Source organism: Methylobacterium oryzihabitans, from assembly GCF_004004555.2.
GTDB lineage: Bacteria > Pseudomonadota > Alphaproteobacteria > Rhizobiales > Beijerinckiaceae > Methylobacterium > Methylobacterium oryzihabitans.
Genome location: NZ_SACP01000014.1, coordinates 133,863 through 151,323 on the forward strand (window position 1 = coordinate 133,863; position 17,461 = coordinate 151,323).

General features: G+C 72.6%; 10 protein-coding genes. 9 read left to right on the forward strand and 1 reads right to left on the reverse strand.

What is annotated here, in order from left to right:
• Positions 1-83 precede the first annotated feature (83 nt).
• Complete coding sequence (locus EOE48_RS15785) at positions 84-677, forward strand: helix-turn-helix domain-containing protein (RefSeq protein ID WP_127730779.1); 594 nt, start codon at positions 84-86, stop codon at positions 675-677.
• Between the two features lie 300 nt (positions 678-977).
• Here EOE48_RS15785 and EOE48_RS15790 read toward each other — a convergent pair whose 3' ends face one another.
• The gene (locus tag EOE48_RS15790) at positions 978-4,250 is read right to left on the reverse strand and encodes a molybdopterin-dependent oxidoreductase (RefSeq protein ID WP_127730781.1); all 3,273 of its coding nucleotides are present in this window, start codon (positions 4,248-4,250) and stop codon (positions 978-980) included.
• A gap of 289 nt (positions 4,251-4,539) precedes the next feature.
• Here EOE48_RS15790 and tssH point away from each other — a divergent pair, with 289 nt between their 5' ends.
• The 8 genes from tssH to tssC all read left to right on the forward strand — a co-directional run bounded on the left by tssH (position 4,540) and on the right by tssC (position 17,394).
• Positions 4,540-7,161 carry a type VI secretion system ATPase TssH gene (tssH, locus tag EOE48_RS15795; protein ID WP_127730783.1) on the forward strand — a complete coding sequence of 874 codons (2,622 nt, stop codon included), beginning with the start codon at positions 4,540-4,542 and terminating at the stop codon, positions 7,159-7,161.
• Positions 7,162-7,182: 21 nt separating this feature from the next.
• Positions 7,183-7,566 carry a PAAR domain-containing protein gene (locus EOE48_RS15800; protein WP_127730785.1) on the forward strand — a complete coding sequence of 128 codons (384 nt, stop codon included), beginning with the start codon at positions 7,183-7,185 and terminating at the stop codon, positions 7,564-7,566.
• 1 nt (position 7,567) lies between these two features.
• Positions 7,568-8,584 (forward strand): methyltransferase domain-containing protein, encoded by a 1,017-nt coding sequence (locus EOE48_RS15805; protein WP_127730787.1) that lies wholly within the window; start codon positions 7,568-7,570, stop codon positions 8,582-8,584.
• A gap of 433 nt (positions 8,585-9,017) precedes the next feature.
• Positions 9,018-10,517, forward strand: a complete 1,500-nt coding sequence (icmH, locus tag EOE48_RS15810) for a type IVB secretion system protein IcmH/DotU (RefSeq protein WP_127730789.1) — start codon at positions 9,018-9,020, stop codon at positions 10,515-10,517.
• A complete protein-coding gene (gene tssM / locus EOE48_RS15815; RefSeq protein WP_127730791.1) occupies positions 10,514-13,996 on the forward strand; it encodes a type VI secretion system membrane subunit TssM in 3,483 nt (1,160 codons plus the stop codon). The genes icmH and tssM overlap by 4 nt, the downstream gene beginning before the upstream one ends.
• Positions 13,997-14,195: 199 nt before the next feature.
• Positions 14,196-15,317, forward strand: coding sequence for a type VI secretion system protein TssA (gene tssA, locus EOE48_RS15820; RefSeq protein WP_127730793.1), 1,122 nt, complete (start codon positions 14,196-14,198; stop codon positions 15,315-15,317).
• Between the two features lie 68 nt (positions 15,318-15,385).
• Positions 15,386-15,898, forward strand: a complete 513-nt coding sequence (gene tssB / locus EOE48_RS15825; RefSeq protein ID WP_127730795.1) for a type VI secretion system contractile sheath small subunit — start codon at positions 15,386-15,388, stop codon at positions 15,896-15,898.
• The gene (gene tssC / locus EOE48_RS15830; RefSeq protein ID WP_127730797.1) at positions 15,898-17,394 is read left to right on the forward strand and encodes a type VI secretion system contractile sheath large subunit; all 1,497 of its coding nucleotides are present in this window, start codon (positions 15,898-15,900) and stop codon (positions 17,392-17,394) included. Before tssB ends, tssC begins: the two co-directional genes overlap by 1 nt.
• Positions 17,395-17,461: the final 67 nt, after the last annotated feature.

A 17,461-nucleotide genomic window follows, 5' to 3' on the forward strand; every position in this document is an offset into this window, starting at 1 on the left:
GCAACGGCATTGAAAAAGAATGTCGGAATTTTTAGCCGGGCCACCGAGTCTCCTTCTCGGCACGGCCTGTCAGGAGCATGACGATGGCGGGCGACCGCGACGCGATCCCGGAGGTCACGATGGACCGCAGCGACGGCGCCGGCCGCAAGCTGCGCCAGCGCCGGACGATCAAGGGGCTCTCGCTGCAGCAGGTGGCGGAGCGGGCGGAGATCTCCGTCGGACTCCTCAGCCAGATCGAGCGCGGCCTGACGGCGCCGTCCCTGCGCTCGCTGCGCCAGATCTGCGCGGCGCTCGACATGCCGGTCGGCTGGCTGTTCGACGTCCCGGCCTCGGAGCACGACGACGTGGTGGTGCGCGCCGGCGCCCGCCGCACCCTGGATCTCGGCCCCAAGGGGCTGCGCAAGGAACTGATGTCGCCCGACGCGGTCTCGGGCATCCAGATGATGCGGATGGTGATCCGGCCCGGCGGCGGCACCGGCGAGGCCACCCGCAACGAGGCCGGGGCGAAATGCGGCACGGTCCTGTCCGGCACGCTGGCCCTCGATCTCGCCGGGGTGGTGCACACGATCCGCGCCGGCGATTCCTTCGCCTTCGAGGCGACGACGCCGCACAGCTACTGGTGCGTCGGCGACGAGGCGGTCGACTTCCTGTGGGTGGTGTCGCCGGCGGTGTATTAGGCGGGGAGTCTCGCGGCGCGTTCGAGTGGGTCGGCAGACGATCGACCGCGCGGCGCCCCTTTTCCCGGGCGCTTGCGGCGTCGGCGGAATGCGACCCGGGATCCGGCATGAGGAGTGCCGCGAAGCGGCTCGATGCGTCGATACCGTAGTCCTCATGCAGACGCTTCGCGACCCCCTGGGCTGGATCCCGGATCTCCTTCCACTGCGTTCCAGTCGTGTAGGCCCGTTCGGGCCCGGAAAGGGGCGGGAGTCGATCGAGAGGCGCCTCGGACTGGCTCCCGATAGTCCTGGCCGTCTGGCTCACGCATCGAGGACGAGGTCGGTCAGCGGGACCGCCTGACAGGTGAGGCACTGCCCCTCGCCGAGGTCGTCGCAGGCGACGAGGTGGCGGACCCGCCCCGCCATCACCGCGACGGCGCAGCTCTCGCACTGGCCGACCCGGCAGCCGCTCGGGATGTCGAGGCCGGCCCGCTCGGCGGCGGCGAGGAGGCCGGGGGGATTCGCGCCGGGCCGCCACGTCAGCGTTCGTCCCGAGCGGGCGAAGACCACGCGGCGGGGGGCGAGGTCGTCCGTCGCCGGCGGCGGGGGCGAGCGGAAGCGTTCGGTGAAGATCTCGAACGGCGGCACGCCCGCGGCGCGCAGGCCGGCCGTCACCTCCGCCATCATCGCGTCGCCGGCGCAGAGATAGAACCGGGCGCGGCGCGCCACGAGGTCCGGCGCCAGATCCGCGACGCGGAACCGGCCGATCCGGCTCGGATGCGTCACCACGGTCAGGTTCGGCAGGCGCCGGCGCAGGCGCTCCAGCGCGTCCCGGAACGGCGGATGGTCGCCACGGAAGCCGTAATGCAGCGTGACCTCCGGCTCGCCGGGACCGCCCGCCAGCGTTTCGAGGTAGGACAGGAACGGCGTCAGGCCGATGCCGCCGGCGATCAGCACCACCGGAAACTCGTTGCGCAGCGGCAGGACGAAGCGGCCCCGCGGCGCCTGGAGCACGACGACCGCCCCGGGCACCAGCTCCCGCCGAACCGCACCGGAGACGCGGCCGCCCTCGATCGTCCGCACGGCGATCCGGTAGGCGTCGGGAGCCGGCGCGGCGGGGCCGATCAGCGAGTAGGAGCGCACCTCGTCGCCCAGGCTCAGGCCGATCGACTGGCCCGGCCGGAAGGCCGGCAGCGGCGCGCCGTCCGCCGGACGCAGGGTGAGCGCAACGACGTCCGGTCCCTCCTCCCGGCGGTCGGTCACGACGAAGGAGCGCCAGCCGTCCCAGCCGTCGGCGCCGAGGCGCTCCACGGCGCAGGCGGCGGAGCGCAGCGCGAGCGACCCGCTCACCGGGTCGCGCTCGCGCTCGGCGATGAGCGCGTTGAAGTTCGAACCGATCCCCTCCCCCTCCCGGTAGCCCGGCAGGCCGAGATCCGGGGCGGCCTGCCACCAGCCGTACTCGGCCGCGACCACGTCGTCGGCGAGCGCGTCGTTCAGCGCAGCGCGCAGGCGGATCCGTCCGTGGCGGGTGCGCACGAGCATCCAGTCGCCCGCCGCGATGCCGTTGCGGCGCGCGAGCGCCGGGTGGATTTCCGCCCGCGGCTCCTCGCGGCGGCGGCGCAGCCCGGTGATGCCGCGATGCTGGCTGTGGCAGAACTCGCCGGCATTCGCCGAAAACAGGGTCAGGGGGAAGGACGTGTCCGGCGCGTCGGCCGGCGGCACGTGGCGCGGCACCGGCGGGTAGCCGTGGCGGTGGAGCAGTTCGGAATAGAGCTCGGCCTTGCCGGTCTGCGTGGCGAAGGCGGTAGGGCGATGCCCCTGGGCCAACGGCACGCGCACGCCCTCGGGACGGGCCCGCAGGGTCGCGAGATCGAGGCCGAGGGGGGCGAGCAGGTGCGAGAAACCCCGCTCGACGTCGCCGTCGAAGAACAGGTCGCCGAGGCCGAGGCGACGGGCGAGCTGGAACACGATCCAGAGGTCGGAGCGGGCATCGCCCTGGCGCGGGATCATCTGCGGGCGCAGCTGGACCCATTCCTGCGCCTCCGGGGAGACGTCGAAGCCGATCCGCAGCGCCTCGTGCTCCCACGGGCCGGAGACCGGCAGGACGATGTCCGCCAATTCCGCCGTCGGGTTGAGGAACAGGTCGCAATGGACCTGGAAGTCGAGCGCCCGAAGCGCCGCGCGGCCGCGCTCGCCCGCCGGATGCGAGACGACGAGGTTCGAGCCGAAGCCGACGAGGGCCCGCACCCGGTAGGGCCGCCCGGTGATGGCGGCGTCGTAGAAGTCGGTGGAGGTGATCCAGCCCTCGGCCGGCGGGCCGATCGGGCGCTCGGCGAGGCCCAGCGCCCTGGCCCGCGTCTCGGGCGGGATCATCGTCACCGCGTGCAGGGCGGGCACCGGCAGGGCCGGCATGCGGACGTTGCCGCCCGGCGCGTCGTAATGGCCGGTGAGGGCGTAGAGCGTCGCGATCGCCCGCTCGGTCTGCGTCGCGTTGGTGTGCTGCCCGATGCCGGTCCAGCCGTAGTAGCAGACCGACCGGGCCGTCGCGATCGCGCGGGCGAGGCCTTCGACCTCGGCGGCGGGGATGCCGGTGATCTCCGCCACGGTGGCCGGATCGTAGGGCTCGGCGGCGGCCCGGTAGTGCGCGAAGGCGGTGCGGCAGGCGATCGGGCCGTCGCGGCCGGCGACCGTGACGCGGCCGTCCAGCAGCGCCTCCGCGAGCCCGGTCGCCGCCGGGACGGCCCGCCCCGCCCTGGGATCCCAGACGAGGAAGCCGTCGCCCTCCTCGCCGAGGTCGCCGGGGCGCAGGAACAGGCCGGTGTCGTCGCGCACCAGGAAGGCCGCGTTGGTCCGGTGCCGCACGAACGCGGCGTCGTAGGCGGCGTCGGCGATGAGCCGGCGGGCGAGGCCGAGGGCCAGCGCCGCATCGGTGCCGGGGCGGACGCGCAGCCAGAGATCCGCGTCGCGGGCCGAGCCGGCGCGCCGGGGATCGACCACGGCGAGCCGCGCGCCGCGGGCCCGGGCCGCGCCGATCGCCTCGGCCTGGGACAACCAGACGTTGGCGGGGTTGTGGCCCCACAGCAGGATCAGGTCGGCGTTGCGGTAATCCGGCATCGGCAGCGCGCAGCCGAACGTGAAGGCGTGGGCGTAGTCCTTGTGCCAGTTGCAGATCTCGGTCGAGTAGACCGTGTTCGGGCTGCCGAAGCCGCGGATCAGGCGCTGGATCCACTCGACGCTGTCGGAGATCGACGAGGACGCGCCCGAGGTCACCGCGAACGCGACCGATTCCGGCCCGGTCTCGGCCTTGTAGCGGCCGAGCCGGTCGGCGATCTCGGCGAGCGCCTCGTCCCAGGAGACCGGCACGAAGCCGGGATCCCCGGCGCCCTTGGGTGCGGTCCGCCGCAGGGGCGTGGTCAGGCGGCGGGCGGAATGGGCGATCTCGGGGGCGGCCCGCCCCTTCGGGCACAGAGCCCGCCCGGTCGGGTGCGCGGGGTTCGGGCGCACGGAGACCAGCCGGTCGTTCTCGACGACGGAGATCGTCCCGCAGCGCGACCGGCAGAGCGTGCAGAAGCCGGGCTTCTCGGTGGCTGTCATCGCGACCTCTCCGCCGCAGGATCGCACAGGCAGGCCCGGCTGGCATCCGGGTCGCGCATCCGGCGCGCCGGTTTGCCGCGCTCCCGGCCCTACGGGCCCGACGAAGTACGAAACGCTCAACCATTTCGACAAATCGCCGGACGACCTCTTCCGCCCCGCCGGCAAGTGTCGTCTATACTGCCGCGATCCTGCCTGAGTCAGGGATCCGCGTGACGGCGCGCCGGGCTCCGGCCGGGACGCGGGTCTCCGCCCGAACCGGGGCAGCCACGAGGTCACGGGAATCCATCGGATGGTGTCGGTTGATCTGCGTCTGCTCGTGCGTCGTCTGAACGACGTCTGCCGGGGGGAACTCGAGGCGGCGGCCGGGCTCGCGCTGACGCGCACCCATTACAACGTCGAGGTCGAGCACTGGCTGCGGCGCCTCGTCGGCCATCCGGGCTCGGACGTCGCCGTCGTGCTGGGCCGGGCCGACATCGATGCCGGGCGCCTCACGGCGGATCTCGACCGCGTCCTCGACCGGCTGCGCAGCGGCAACGCCCGGCCGCCGGGCTTCGCCCCGGACCTCGTGGAACTGATGAAGCAGGCCTGGCTCCTCGCCTCGGTCGATGCCGGCGCCGGCGCGATCCGCTCGGGCCACCTGCTGTGGGCGATGCTCGCCGACGAGGGGCTGGCGCGGCGCCTGGGCGACCTCTCGGGCGAGGTCCGCCGCCTGTCGGCCGACGGGCTCAAGCGCGACTTTTCCGCGCTCACCGAGGGCAGCGACGAGGCCGCGACGGCGGCGCAGGCCCCTGCCCCGGGGCCGGACGGGGCCGCCCCGGCGCAGGCGGGCGGCGCGCTGGAGCAGTTCACCGTCGACCTGACCGAGCAGGCCCGCGCCGGCAAGATCGACCCGATCCTCGGGCGCGACGACGAGATCCGGCAATGCATCGACATCCTGATCCGCCGGCGGCAGAACAATCCGATCCTCGCCGGTGAGGCCGGGGTCGGCAAGACCGCGGTGGCGGAGGGCTTCGCCCTGCGCATCGCCGCCGGCGACGTGCCGCCCGCGCTCAAGGACGTCACCCTGCGCTCCCTCGATCTCGGCCTGCTCCAGGCCGGCGCGAGCATGAAGGGCGAGTTCGAGCGCCGCCTGCGCGAGGTGATCGACGCCGTGAAGGCGTCGCCCAAGCCCATCGTCCTGTTCATCGACGAGGCCCACACCCTCGTCGGCGCCGGGGGCGCCGCCGGCCAGGGCGACGCCGCCAACCTGCTCAAGCCGGCCCTCGCCCGGGGCGAATTGCGCACCATCGCGGCCACCACCTGGGCCGAGTACAAGAAGTATTTCGAGCGCGACGCGGCCCTCGCCCGCCGGTTCCAGGTGGTCAAGATCGAGGAGCCGTCCGAGCCCGCGGCGGTCGCGATGATGCGCGGCCTCGTCGGGACGCTCGAGCGCTACCACAAGGTGCGGATCCTCGACGAGGCGGTGGTGGCCTCGGTGCGGCTCGCCGCCCGCTTCATCCCTTCGCGCCAGCTCCCCGACAAGTCGGTCTCGCTGCTCGACACCGCCTGCGCCCGCGTCGCGGTGAGCCAGACCACCCTGCCCGGCGCGATCGAGGACCGCCAGCGCCGGGTCGAGACCATCGAGACCGAGACGGCGATGCTCGCCCGCGAGGCGCGCACCGGCGGCGACGGCGCCGCCCGCCTCGCCGCCCTCGCGGACGAGCGCGCGGCGCTCTCGGACGAGCTCGCCACGCTGACGGCGCGCTGGGAGCAGGAGAAGGGCCTCGTCGCCCGCCTCGACGCCCTGCGCGCGGGAATCGAGGCGGCCGAGGCCGATGCACCGGCCGAGGGCGCGGCGGAGTTCACGGCCGTCGCGGCGGAACTGAAGGCGCTCCAGGGCGAGGCGCCGCTGGTGTTTCCCCTGGTCGACGCCCAGGCCATCGCCGAGGTGGTGCAGAACTGGACCGGCATTCCGACCGGGCGCATGCAATCGACCCAGATCCGCTCGGTCCTCGCCCTGCGGGAGGCGATGACCGAGCGCGTCGTCGGGCAGAACCACGCCATCGACGCGGTGGCGCAGGCGATCGTCACCTCGCGGGCCGGGCTGACCGACCCGCGCAAGCCGCTGGGCGTGTTCCTGATGGTCGGCCCGTCGGGCGTCGGCAAGACCGAGACCGCCCTGACGCTCGCCGACCTGCTCTACGGCGGCGAGCAGAACCTCACGACCATCACGATGACCGAGTTCAAGGAGGAGCATAAGGTCAGCCTGCTGATGGGCAGCCCGCCCGGCTATGTCGGCTACGGCGAGGGCGGCATCCTCACCGAGGCGGTCCGGCGCCGGCCCTACAGCGTGATCCTCCTCGACGAGATGGAGAAGGCGCATCCCGGTGTCCAGGACGTGTTCTACCAGGTGTTCGACAAGGGGCAGATGAAGGACGGCGAGGGCCGCGACATCGACTTCAAGAACACCGTCGTCATCATGACCTCGAACGCCGCCTCGGACCTCATCACCAAGCTGTGCGCCGACCCCGACACGATGCCGGACCCGGCCGCCCTGGCGCATGCCCTGCGGCCGGAACTCGGCAAGTTCTTCAAGGACGCGTTCCTCGGCCGCGTCACCCTGGTGCCGTACCTGCCGCTCAGCGACGAGACCCTGCGCCGGATCGTCGTGCTGCAACTGGAGCGCATCCGCCGGCGCGTCGCCGACACCCATCAGGCGGCCTTCGACTACGCCCCCGAGCTGGTCGAGACCATCGCCAGCCGCTGCACCGAGAGCGCCTCGGGCGCGCGCAACGTCGAGAACATCCTGTCGCGCACCCTGCTGCCGGAACTGTCGGTCCGGGTGCTCGAACACCTCGCCGGCGGCGATCCGATCCGGCGCATCCATGCCGGCGTTGGCGCCGACGGCGGCTTCGTCTACGAGGTGGGCTGACCGCGACCCCCGGAGCACGCCATGCCGCCCGCCGCCCGCATCGGGGACAACGTGCTGCAAGCGGCGCCGCATTGCCACGCGCCGATCCACCCGGCCGCCCCGGTGCCGACGCCGGTGCCGCACCCGGCGATGCCGCTCGCGATCATCAAGGGCTGCCCGACGGTGCTGATCGGCAAGATGCCGGCGGCGCGGGTCACCGACACCACCGTGCCGTGCGTCCTGGTGAGTTGCATCCCGGCCGGGCCCGGCATGGTCGCCAAGGGCTCGGCCACGGTGCTGATCGGCAAGCTGCCGGCCGCGCGGGTCGGGGACGAGACCCTGCACGCGAGCTGCGTCGCCCCGATCCCGAGCCCGACCGGCGAGGTCCTGCCGCCGGGCTGCGTCACCGTCATCATCGGCGGCTGACATGCGGCGCCGGCATTTCGAGGCCCTGAGGCCGGTTTGTCCGGCGTGCCGCCGGGCGTTCCTCGCCCTGGAGCCGGGGGCGGAGGGCGCCGACGACGCCATCCGGTCGGGCGTGCTCGGCTGCGACGCCTGCGGCGGCCGCGTCCCGATCCTCGCTGGGGTGCCGGTGCTGGTGCCCGACCTCGCCGGCTGGCTGTCGGCCCATCTCCCCCTGGTGCTGGAGAGCGACATCGATGCGGCTGCGGCCGAGGCGGTGGTCGCGGCAGCGATGGGGCCGGATTCGGCCTTCGCCATCGCCCGCCAGCAGCAATCGAGCTACGCCCACGACCATTACGGCGACCTGTTCGCAGAGGACGCGGCATCGGCGCCCGGCGGGGTGCGGCGCTGCCAGGACGAGGCGCTGCGGCGGCTCGGCCCCCGGCCCGGGCCGGTCCTCGACATCGGCTGCGCGGTCGGCCGCACCAGCTTCGACCTCGCGGCGGCGGGCGACGGCCCGGTGCTCGGCATCGACCTGAACTGGCCGCTGCTGCGCATCGGCCGCGGCGTGCTCGACCGCGGTCTGGTGCGCTACCCGCTCCGGCGCCTCGGCAACCGCTACGACCGCCGCGAGGCGCGCTTCGCGCCGCCGGGCGCCGGGCGGGTCGATTTCTGGGTCGCCGACGCCCTGGCGCTGCCCTTCGCCGACGACACGTTCGGGCTCGTCACGGCGTTCAACGTGCTCGACTGCGTGCCGGACCCCGGGCGCCTCGTCGCCGAGATCGGCCGGGTTGCCGCACCCGGCGCCGGCATCGCGCTCGCGACGCCCCTCGACTGGGCCTCCCACGCCACCCCGGCGAGCGCCTGGCTCGACAGCCCGGACGCCTTCGAGGCCATGGTCGCCCGGACCTCCCGCGAGGCTCCCGGCGCCAAGCCGCTGATGCCGGCCGCGCCCGCCCTCGACCTGCCCTGGGCCGTGCGGCTGCACGACAACGCCACCGTCACCTATCGCACCCGCCTGCTGACGCTGACCGCCGCGTGAGCGCGACTCCGGACCGGTTCCAGCCGGCGGCACCGATGTGATGCCGTGGTTAAGGAAGCGTCCCTCGCCGCAAGCCCCTGCAAGAGCGACAGTTTCGGCCAATGGAGGGACGAGCGTGCCGCTCCCCTCCGGAGTCGGCCTCTCTGCCCGGCCCGGCGTCATCACGATTCGGCAAGGCTCGGGTGATAGAGAATTGCCATGAACCAGCGCGCCATCTACACTTTCCGAAAAGCGGGACGGGAGTAGACGGCAAGGCTGCCCGGCGCACCAAGACGCCGCGTGACTTTTCTCAGAATTGTTTCCTGACTATCGGGACGGCTCGCACGTGAGGCGTCGGCAGGGTTCGGCTGTGGAGACACGGCGTCGTACGGCCGTCCGGCATCGTCCTGGGCGAGCGGTTGACGGCTCGTGTTGTCCGGCCAGGGGATGAACGATGGCCTCAAGCACCGCGGCGGCCGACAACGACGCCACGATCTTCTCGCCGGGGAGTCAGGCCGTTCCGCCGCCGCGGGCGAGGCCGGCCGCCGGCGAGGCTCCGCCGCGCTTCGCCCCCCTCCCGGAGGCGGGACCGGGCCTGCTGCGGCCGCCGCCGCGCCCGGTGCCCCTCGCCGAGGCGCCGCGCCGGCTCGGGCCCGACACCGCCCGGGCCGCGATCCCCCTCTCCGAGCACAGCGGCGCCCTGCCGGCGGTGTTCGACGTCTACGGCGACAATGTCGGACTCGCCCTGGCGGCCCCGATCTTCGACTGGCTGTTCCGCATCCAGGACGAACCGCAGATGGACGTCGAGACCCTGCACCAGGATCTCGTCTCGGCGCTCAAGAGCTACGAGGTCCAGGCGGCCCATCGCGGCCTGACCCCGGTCCACATCCGGGTCCTGCTCTACGGGCTCGCCGCCACCGTCGACGACATCGTGCTCAAGACCTCCTGGGGCGGCGACAGCCCGTGGGCGCACAAGAGCATGATCTCGATGTTCTTCCGCGAGACCTGGGGCGGGGAGCGGTTCTACGCCCTGCTCAGCCGCATGATGAGCACGCCGCGCTCCTTCGCGCAGGAGATCGAGCTGTACTACCATTGCCTGCAATTCGGCTTCGAGGGACGCTACCGCCTGGAGCCGCAGGGCGCGGCGGAACTGGCGCGGGTGCGCGAGGAATTGTTCCTGTTCCTGCGCGAACTGCGCGGCGATCCGCCCGCCGAGCTGTCGCCGGCCTGGCGCGGCCTCGTCGTCGAGCGCAGCCGGTTCCGCGACCTGATGCCGTACTGGCTCGCCGGGCTCGGCGTGGTGCTGGCCGCCGCCTGCATCTACATCGTGCTGAGCACCCTCCTGCACCGCAACGCGACGGTCGCGGTGGGCGAGGTCCAGGCCCTGATCCGGACCCCGCCGCCGGCCCCCGCCCCGCCGCCGCCCGCCCCGCCGCCGCCGCCCGCCCGGGTGGTCGCGCCGCCGCCGCCCCCGCCGCCGAGCATCGCCAGCCTGCTCGCTCCCCAGCAGCAGGCCGGGCTCCTGACCGTCACGACTCGCGACGGCGCGACGGTCATCACCACGACGCGCGAGCTGTTCACCTCCGGCTCGGTCACCCTGCGCGAGCCCTATCCCGAGACGCTCCAGGCCGTCGCCCGGGCGCTCCAGGCCAATCCCGGCCTCGTGCAGGTCGTCGGCTACACCGACAACGTGCCGATCCGCACCCCCGCCTACCCGGACAACGTCAGCCTGTCGAAGGCCCGCGCCAAGGTCGTGGCCGACCTGATCGCCGCCGACCTCACGGATCCGGCCCGCGTCTCCTCGACCGGCCTCGGCTCGGCCGATCCGCTCGAACCGAACGCCACGCCGCAGGGCCGGCAGGCCAACCGCCGGGTCGAGATCACCCTGGCGCCCCCCGCCCCCGCCCAGGCCGTCCCGGCGCCCGCCGGTCCCGCGCCGCGAGCCACGCCATGAGCCGCCTCAGACCCTTCGCCTCCCTGTGGCCGTGGCTGGTCGTGGCCGTGCTCAGCCTCGGCCTCGCGGCGGCGGCGTGGTTCCTCGGCCCGAAGCTGACGCTCGCCGGCCAGCCGGTGCTCCAGGACCCGGCCCTGCGGCTGTTCGTGACGCTGGTGATCCTGCTGCTCGGGGTCATCGCCGCGCTGGCGCTGCTGCTGCGCCGGCCCGCCCCCGCGTCGGCGGTCGCCGAGGCGCCGTCCTCGGACGAGTACGGCCGCCAGAGCCAGGTGCTCGACCGGGCGATGCAGCGGCTGATGCTGATGCTGCGCCAGATGCGCGGCGGCGGCTGGCGCGACCGCTCCTACGCCTACGCTCTGCCGTGGTACCTCGTCGCCGGACCGGCGGGCGCCGGCAAGACCTCGCTGATCCAGGCGTCGGGCCTGCGCTTCGGCGGGGCCGACCGGCGCGGCTCGGTGGTGGCGGCCGGCCCCGCCTACACCCTGTCGCTGTCCGACCGGGCGGTGTTCGTCGACAGCGCCGGCGCGCTGGGCAGCCAGCTCGACCGGCGCATCTGGCGCCACTTCCTCGGCCTGCTGAAGCGGGTCCGCCGCCAGCAGCCGGCCAACGGCGTGATCCTGACGCTGAGCCTGCCGGAATTCCGCGCCGCCGCCCACGGGCAGGCGGTGGCGATGGGCGGCGACATCCGCCAGCAGCTCGCCGAGATGGTGGCCCATCTCGGGGTGCGGCTCCCGGTCTACGTCGTGTTCACGAAGCTCGACGAGCTGCCGGGCTTCCGCAGCTTCTTCAGCGGCGCCGCGGCCTTCCCCCGCGATGGGGTGCTCGGCTTCACCCTGCCGCTCCTCGACGGCTCGCGCGACGGCGCCGACCCCGACGAGGTGGCGGGCCTCGTCAGCCGCGGCCTCGACGAGCTGATCCACTGGCACACCCCGCGCACCCTGGAGCGGGTCAACGCCGAGGCCGAGGCGACGGCGCGCTTCGACGCCTTCATGTTCCTGCCCGAGTTCGCCGCCCTCAAGACCAAGCTCACCGACTTCGCCGCCGAGGTGTTCCGGCCGAGCCAGTTCGAGGAGCCGCTGCTCCTGCGCGGCGTCTACTTCACGAGCGCGCGGCCCGATGCCGGCCGGCTCGCCCTGACCCGCTCGCCGCTCGAGCCCGGCGCCCCGGCCGAGGTGCCGATGCCCGAGCCCGGGATGTTCATCCGCGACCTGCTCGAGAAGGTGATCCTGCCCGAGGCCGGGCTCGCCGGGCTCAACGCGAAGGAGCGCCGGGCGGCGCTCGCCACCCGCACCGGCCTGCTCGGGGCCGCCGCCGTGGTGGCGCTGGCGATGGTGGCGTGGTGGGCGGTCAGCTTCCTCGGCAACGCGCACCTGATCGATACCGTGCGCGCCCAGGCGGTCCAGGCCCGCTCGCAGCTCGCCCTCGCCGCCGACACGGGCGGCCGCGCCAACCAGCCGGTCGATCTGCCGGTGACGCTGGCGGCGATGAAGAGCCTCCAGGCGCTGCCGACCGGCTGGGACGCGCAGTCCGGGTCGGTCCCCCTCGACGAGCAGGGCGGGCTGTCCCAGCACGACCGGCTCGCCCGCGCCGCCTACGGCGAATACGTCCGGGCCCTGCGCCAGGTCCTGCTGCCGCGTCTCGTCCAGATGATCGAGGCGCAGATCCGCGCCAGCCTGCGCGACCCGAACGAGCTCTACGGCGCGCTGATGGTCTACGTCATGCTCGGCGGCGAGCACGCGATCGAGGACGACGTCGTGGCCGGCTGGCTCGACCAGCTCTGCGGCCAGCTCTACCCGGCCGCCAACGGCCGGATCTGCCCCGATCTCGACTCCCAGACGCGCAACCTGCTCAAGGTCGGGTTCGACCCGGTGGCGCTCAACCAGCCCCTGCTCGCCCAGGCGCGCACGGCGCTCAACGCCCTGTCGCCGGCCCTGCGCGGCATGGCGCTGCTCAAGGCGGCCGGCGACATGACCGCCCTGCCGCCCTGGCAGCTCGCCTCCGTGACCGGGCCGCTCGATTCCTACGCCATGGTGCGCCGCTCGGGCCAGCCGCTGGCCGAGACGATCCCCGGCCTCTACACCCGCCCCGGCTTCCCGGCGGTGCTGACCAAGATCGGCCACGTCGCCAAGCGGGTCATCCGCGAGGACTGGGTCCGCTACCCGAAGGCCGACCGCAGCCGGGCGCCGATCCTGATCGAGACGCTGCGGCGGGAGATGGTCGACCTCTACGTCGCCGAGTACGTCGCGCGCTGGGAGGGCCTGCTCAACGACATCGATATCGCGCCGTTCTCGACCTTCCCGTCCGAGTTCGGGGTGCTCCAGACCCTGTCGGGTCCGCCCTCGCCCTACGCCGCCTTCCTGCAGGCGGTGGCGCAGAACACCGCGCTCACCGGGCCGCAGGCGGCGAGCGCGGCCCAGACCCCCGGCGGGGTCAAGCAGGAGGTCAGCCCGCTCACCGACGAGACCGCGGCGCCGGCCCGGGCGGTCACCGGCCAGTTCGCGGTGCTGCACCGCTTCGTCGCCGGCTCGCCGAGCGCCCTCGACGGGCTGATGACCCAGATCAACCAGCTCCGGTCGATGATCGGCCCGGTGGCGAGCTCCGGCGGGGCGGTGCCGGCGCTCGCCACCGAGATGACCGCGGCCCCGGGCTTCGCCCAGACCCTGAACCAGCTCCAGCTCAGCGTGATGAGCGCGCCGCCGCCGGTCTCCGATTCGGTGCTGACCGTCGTGCGCCGGACCTCGGCCATCGCCAACACCAGCGTGCGCAGCGACCTCAACGCCGCCTGGAAGGCGCAGGTGCTGCCGTTCTGCCAGTCGGCGATCGCCAACCGCTACCCATTCGCCGGCTCGGCCACCGACGTGGCGGTGGCCGACTTCACCCGGATGTTCGCCCCCGGCGGCCTGCTCGACCAGTTCTTCGCCCGCCAGCTCAAGCCGTTCGTCGACACCAGCACGAGCCCGTGGAAGCTGCTCGCCAACGCGGGCGCCCGCCCGGACGTCACGCCCCAGGCCCTGCGCCTGTTCGAGCAGGCGAGCCGGATCCGCAGCGTGTTCTTCCCCGGCGGGGCGACGGCGCCGCTGGTCGCGTTCGCGGTCACCCCCGTCGACCTCGATCCCGGCGCGATGCGGGTGACGCTCGACGTCGATGGTCAGTCCCTCACCTACCAGTACGGCCCCCAGCAGAGCGTGCCGATGCAGTGGCCCGGGACGACGCCCGGCGTGCGGGTCGGCTTCGGCGCCAACGATCCGGGCGAGCCGTCCTTCGTCACTGTCGGCGGCCCGTGGGCGCTGTTCCGCTTCCTCGGCAGCCGCTCGCTGCGGCGCACCGGCAGCAACAGCTTCGGCTTCACGGTCCGTCTCGGAGCCCGGACCGCCAGCTTCTCGCTCCAGCCGACGACGGCCGACAGCCCGTTCGGCCTGAACGCGATGGCCGGCTTCCGCTGCCTGCCCACCCTCGTCTCGGGATCGTCCTCGTCATGAGCGCCGTCCACAGGAGCGGGGGCGTGGAAGAGGGATTGCCGCAAAGGCCGGGACTGTCCTTAGTCATCCGTTCAACTCTGCGGCTTAACTCCCGGATGTCAGCCCAGACCTTCCCCCGACCGACGGAGACGGTTGCGCCTCCGCCCGGACCGTGTCCGCGCGCGGGGGCGGGGCCCTCCTCCGCCAGCATCGGCCCGCCATGATCAGCCCGCCGACCCTCGACCCGCAAACCCTGCTCGCCCCGTTCGAGGGCGAGAGCCTGGCCGGGCAGGATCCGCGCGCCGACATGTCGCCGTCGTCGCGCTTCCTGCAGATGAAGGACGCCCGCACCGGTGCGCGGCGCAAGGAGCGCGCCCTCGACGTCGACGCCGACGCGGCGGCGCCGACCGACGAATGGTCGGAGGTCGCCGAGAGCGCCTGCCTGATCCTGTCCGAGGTGGGCAAGGACCTGGAGGTCGCCGCCTGGCTCGTCGAGGCGCTCCTGCGGCTCGACGGCGTGCCGGGCCTGTTCACCGGGCTGAAGGTGGCGCAGGGCCTCGTCGAGGGATTCTGGGACACCGTTCACCCGCTGCCCGACGAGGAGGGCAACGAGCCGCGGCTGGCGCCGTTCATCGCCCTCAACGGCAGCGGCGGCGACGGCACCCTGACCCAGGCGCTGCGCAAGATCCCGCTGACCAGCGCCGGCCACCCCCTGTGGCAGTACGAGCAGGCGCGCGACATCGAGACCCTCGCCGACCCGTCGAAGCGCGAGGCCCGTCTGGCCGACGGCGCGCTGAGCCTGGAGAAGTTCATGGAGGCGATGCGGGAGACCCCCGCCGCCTTCTACGCGAGCCTGCTCGACGACGTCGCCGAGGCGCGCCGCTCCCTCGACGGGCTCTCGGACGCCTTCGCGGCCCGGGTCGGGCGCGACGCGCCGCCGGCCGGCGGCCTGCGGGCGATCCTCCAGGACGTCGAGGACGCGGTGCGGGTGATCGCCGCCGACAAGCTGCTCCAGGTGACGCCGGACCCGCTGCCGGACGCGCCCGCCGACGCGGCGGAGGCCGGGGAGGCCGCCGGCGGCGAGGACGGGCCCGCGCCGGCCAGGACCCTGCCCGCCGGGCGGCCGCTCGGGCGCGAGGACGCGTTCCGCCAGTTGCTGCACATCGCCGCCTATTTCCGCGAGACCGAGCCGCATTCGCCGATCTCCTACTCGCTCGAAGAGGTCGTGCGCCGCGGCCGGCTGCCGCTGCCACAGCTTCTCGACGAATTGATCATGGATGCCGATGCGCGCAGGTTTTTCTTCATTGCATCGGGCGTAAAGCCGAAAGAAGAGGTAGAGTGACGCCGCTGATTCGCGGCCGTTGCCCCCACCAAGTTGACCGAGGCGAGTTCAATCCGAGGCGTTGACCCATGCCGAGCATTCACGATAAGCTGAGTCGTGTGCGCAAACCGCGCGTGCACATCACCTACGACGTCGAGACCGAGGGCGCCGTCGTCCAGAAGGAACTGCCCTTCGTGGTCGGCGTGCTCGGCGACTTCTCGGCCGATCCGAGCGAGCCGCTCAAGCCGCTCAACGACCGCAAGTTCATCCAGATCGACCGCGACAACTTCGATCAGGTGCTCGCCCGGATGACCCCCGGCCTGCGGATGAAGGTCGCCAACACGCTGGCCGACGACGGCAGCCAGATGTCGGTCGAACTCGCGTTCAAGTCGATGGCCGACTTCGATCCCGCCTCCGTGGTCGAGCGGGTCGAGCCGCTGCGCAAGCTCATGGAGGCGCGCAACCAGCTCCGCGACCTCTTGTCGAAGGCCGACCGGTCGGAGAACCTCGAGAGCCTGCTCGAACAGATCCTGTCCAACGAAACCGACCTCAAGACGCTCGGCGAGCAGCTCGGCGTCGGCAAGGAAGAGGGCGCCCACTGATGAGCACGCAAGCCGCGTCCGCCACCGAGACCGCCACCGAGGCGCAGGCCGGCACCGCCGACCTGTCCTTCCTCGATCAGGCCATCGCCGCCACCAAGCAGACCGATCCCGACCGCACCACCGAGCTGCTGCGGACCCTCACCCGCGAGGCGCTGTCGGGCACCGTCACCTATTCCAAGAACCTCACCCAGACCATCAACGCCGCGATCAAGAGCATCGACGCCAAGCTGTCGACCCAGCTCAACGCGATCATCCACCACCCGGACTTCCAGAAGCTGGAAGGCACCTGGCGCGGCCTGAACTACCTCGTGATGAACTCGGAGACCGGCACCGGTCTGCGGATTCGCGTCCTCAACTGCACCAAGCGCGAACTCTACAAGAGCCTGACCAAGGCGTCGGAGTTCGACCAGAGCACGATCTTCAAGAAGATCTACGAATCGGAGTTCGGCAGCGCCGGCGGCGAGCCCTATGGCTGCCTCATCGGCGACTACGAGTTCACCAACCATCCCGAGGACGTCGAGCTCCTGAGCCAGATGTCCAACGTGGCGGCGGCCGCCTTCGCGCCGTTCATCGCCGCGGCGAGCCCGAAGCTGTTCGGCTTCGACGACTACACCGAGCTGTCCAAGCCCCGCGACCTCGAGAAGATCTTCGACACCGTGGAATACGCCAAGTGGCGCAGCTTCCGCGAATCGGAGGACAGCCGCTTCGTCACCCTGGCGCTGCCGCGCACCCTCGCCCGCCTGCCCTACGGCGCCGCGACCAAGCCGGTCGAGGAGTTCGAGTACGAGGAAGGCAACATCCAGAACGGCGTCGCCCATGGCATGAACCATGACGAATACTGCTGGATGAACTCGGCCTACGTGCTCGGCGCCCGGCTCACCGACGCCTTCGCGCAGCACGGCTGGTGCACCGCGATCCGCGGCGCCGAGGGCGGCGGCAAGGTCGAGAACCTGCCGAGCCACGTCTTCGTCTCCGACGACGGCGACGTCGACCAGCAATGCCCGACCGAGATCGGCATCACCGACCGGCGCGAGGCCGAACTGTCGAAGCTCGGCTTCCTGCCCCTGTGCCACTACAAGGGCACGGACTACGCGGTGTTCTTCGGGGCGCAGACGACCCAGAAGCCGAAGAAGTACGACCGCCCCGAGGCGACCGCCAACGCGGCGATCTCGGCCCGCCTGCCCTACATGATGGCGACGGCCCGGTTCGCCCACTTCCTCAAGATCATGGCCCGCGACAAGATCGGCTCCTTCATGGAGGCGAAGGATTGCGAGGCCTGGCTCAACCGCTGGATCATCAACTACGTCAACGGCAACCCGGATGCCGGCCAGGACATGAAGGCCAAGTATCCGCTCGCCGAGGCGAAGGTCGAGGTCCGCGAGATCCCCGGTCGCCCGGGCTCCTACAACGCCGTCGCGTGGCTGCGCCCGTGGCTGCAACTGGAGGAGCTGACGACCTCGATGCGGATGGTCGCGCGGATCCCGAGCTCGTCGTAGGGCGGTCGCCCCAGCGCCGACCCTCCCCCCTCCGCGGGGGAGGGTGGCGAACGCAGTGAGCCGGGAG

What these genes read in the sequence shown, in the direction of transcription:
- EOE48_RS15785 (WP_127730779.1), top strand. Translation starts at nt 84, where the DNA reads ATGGCGGGCGACCGCGACGCGATCCCGGAGGTCACGATGGACCGCAGC.
- EOE48_RS15790 (WP_127730781.1), bottom strand. Translation starts at nt 4,250, where the DNA reads ATGACAGCCACCGAGAAGCCCGGCTTCTGCACGCTCTGCCGGTCGCGC.
- tssH (WP_127730783.1), top strand. Translation starts at nt 4,540, where the DNA reads ATGGTGTCGGTTGATCTGCGTCTGCTCGTGCGTCGTCTGAACGACGTC.
- EOE48_RS15800 (WP_127730785.1), top strand. Translation starts at nt 7,183, where the DNA reads ATGCCGCCCGCCGCCCGCATCGGGGACAACGTGCTGCAAGCGGCGCCG.
- EOE48_RS15805 (WP_127730787.1), top strand. Translation starts at nt 7,568, where the DNA reads ATGCGGCGCCGGCATTTCGAGGCCCTGAGGCCGGTTTGTCCGGCGTGC.
- icmH (WP_127730789.1), top strand. Translation starts at nt 9,018, where the DNA reads ATGGCCTCAAGCACCGCGGCGGCCGACAACGACGCCACGATCTTCTCG.
- tssM (WP_127730791.1), top strand. Translation starts at nt 10,514, where the DNA reads ATGAGCCGCCTCAGACCCTTCGCCTCCCTGTGGCCGTGGCTGGTCGTG.
- tssA (WP_127730793.1), top strand. Translation starts at nt 14,196, where the DNA reads ATGATCAGCCCGCCGACCCTCGACCCGCAAACCCTGCTCGCCCCGTTC.
- tssB (WP_127730795.1), top strand. Translation starts at nt 15,386, where the DNA reads ATGCCGAGCATTCACGATAAGCTGAGTCGTGTGCGCAAACCGCGCGTG.
- tssC (WP_127730797.1), top strand. Translation starts at nt 15,898, where the DNA reads ATGAGCACGCAAGCCGCGTCCGCCACCGAGACCGCCACCGAGGCGCAG.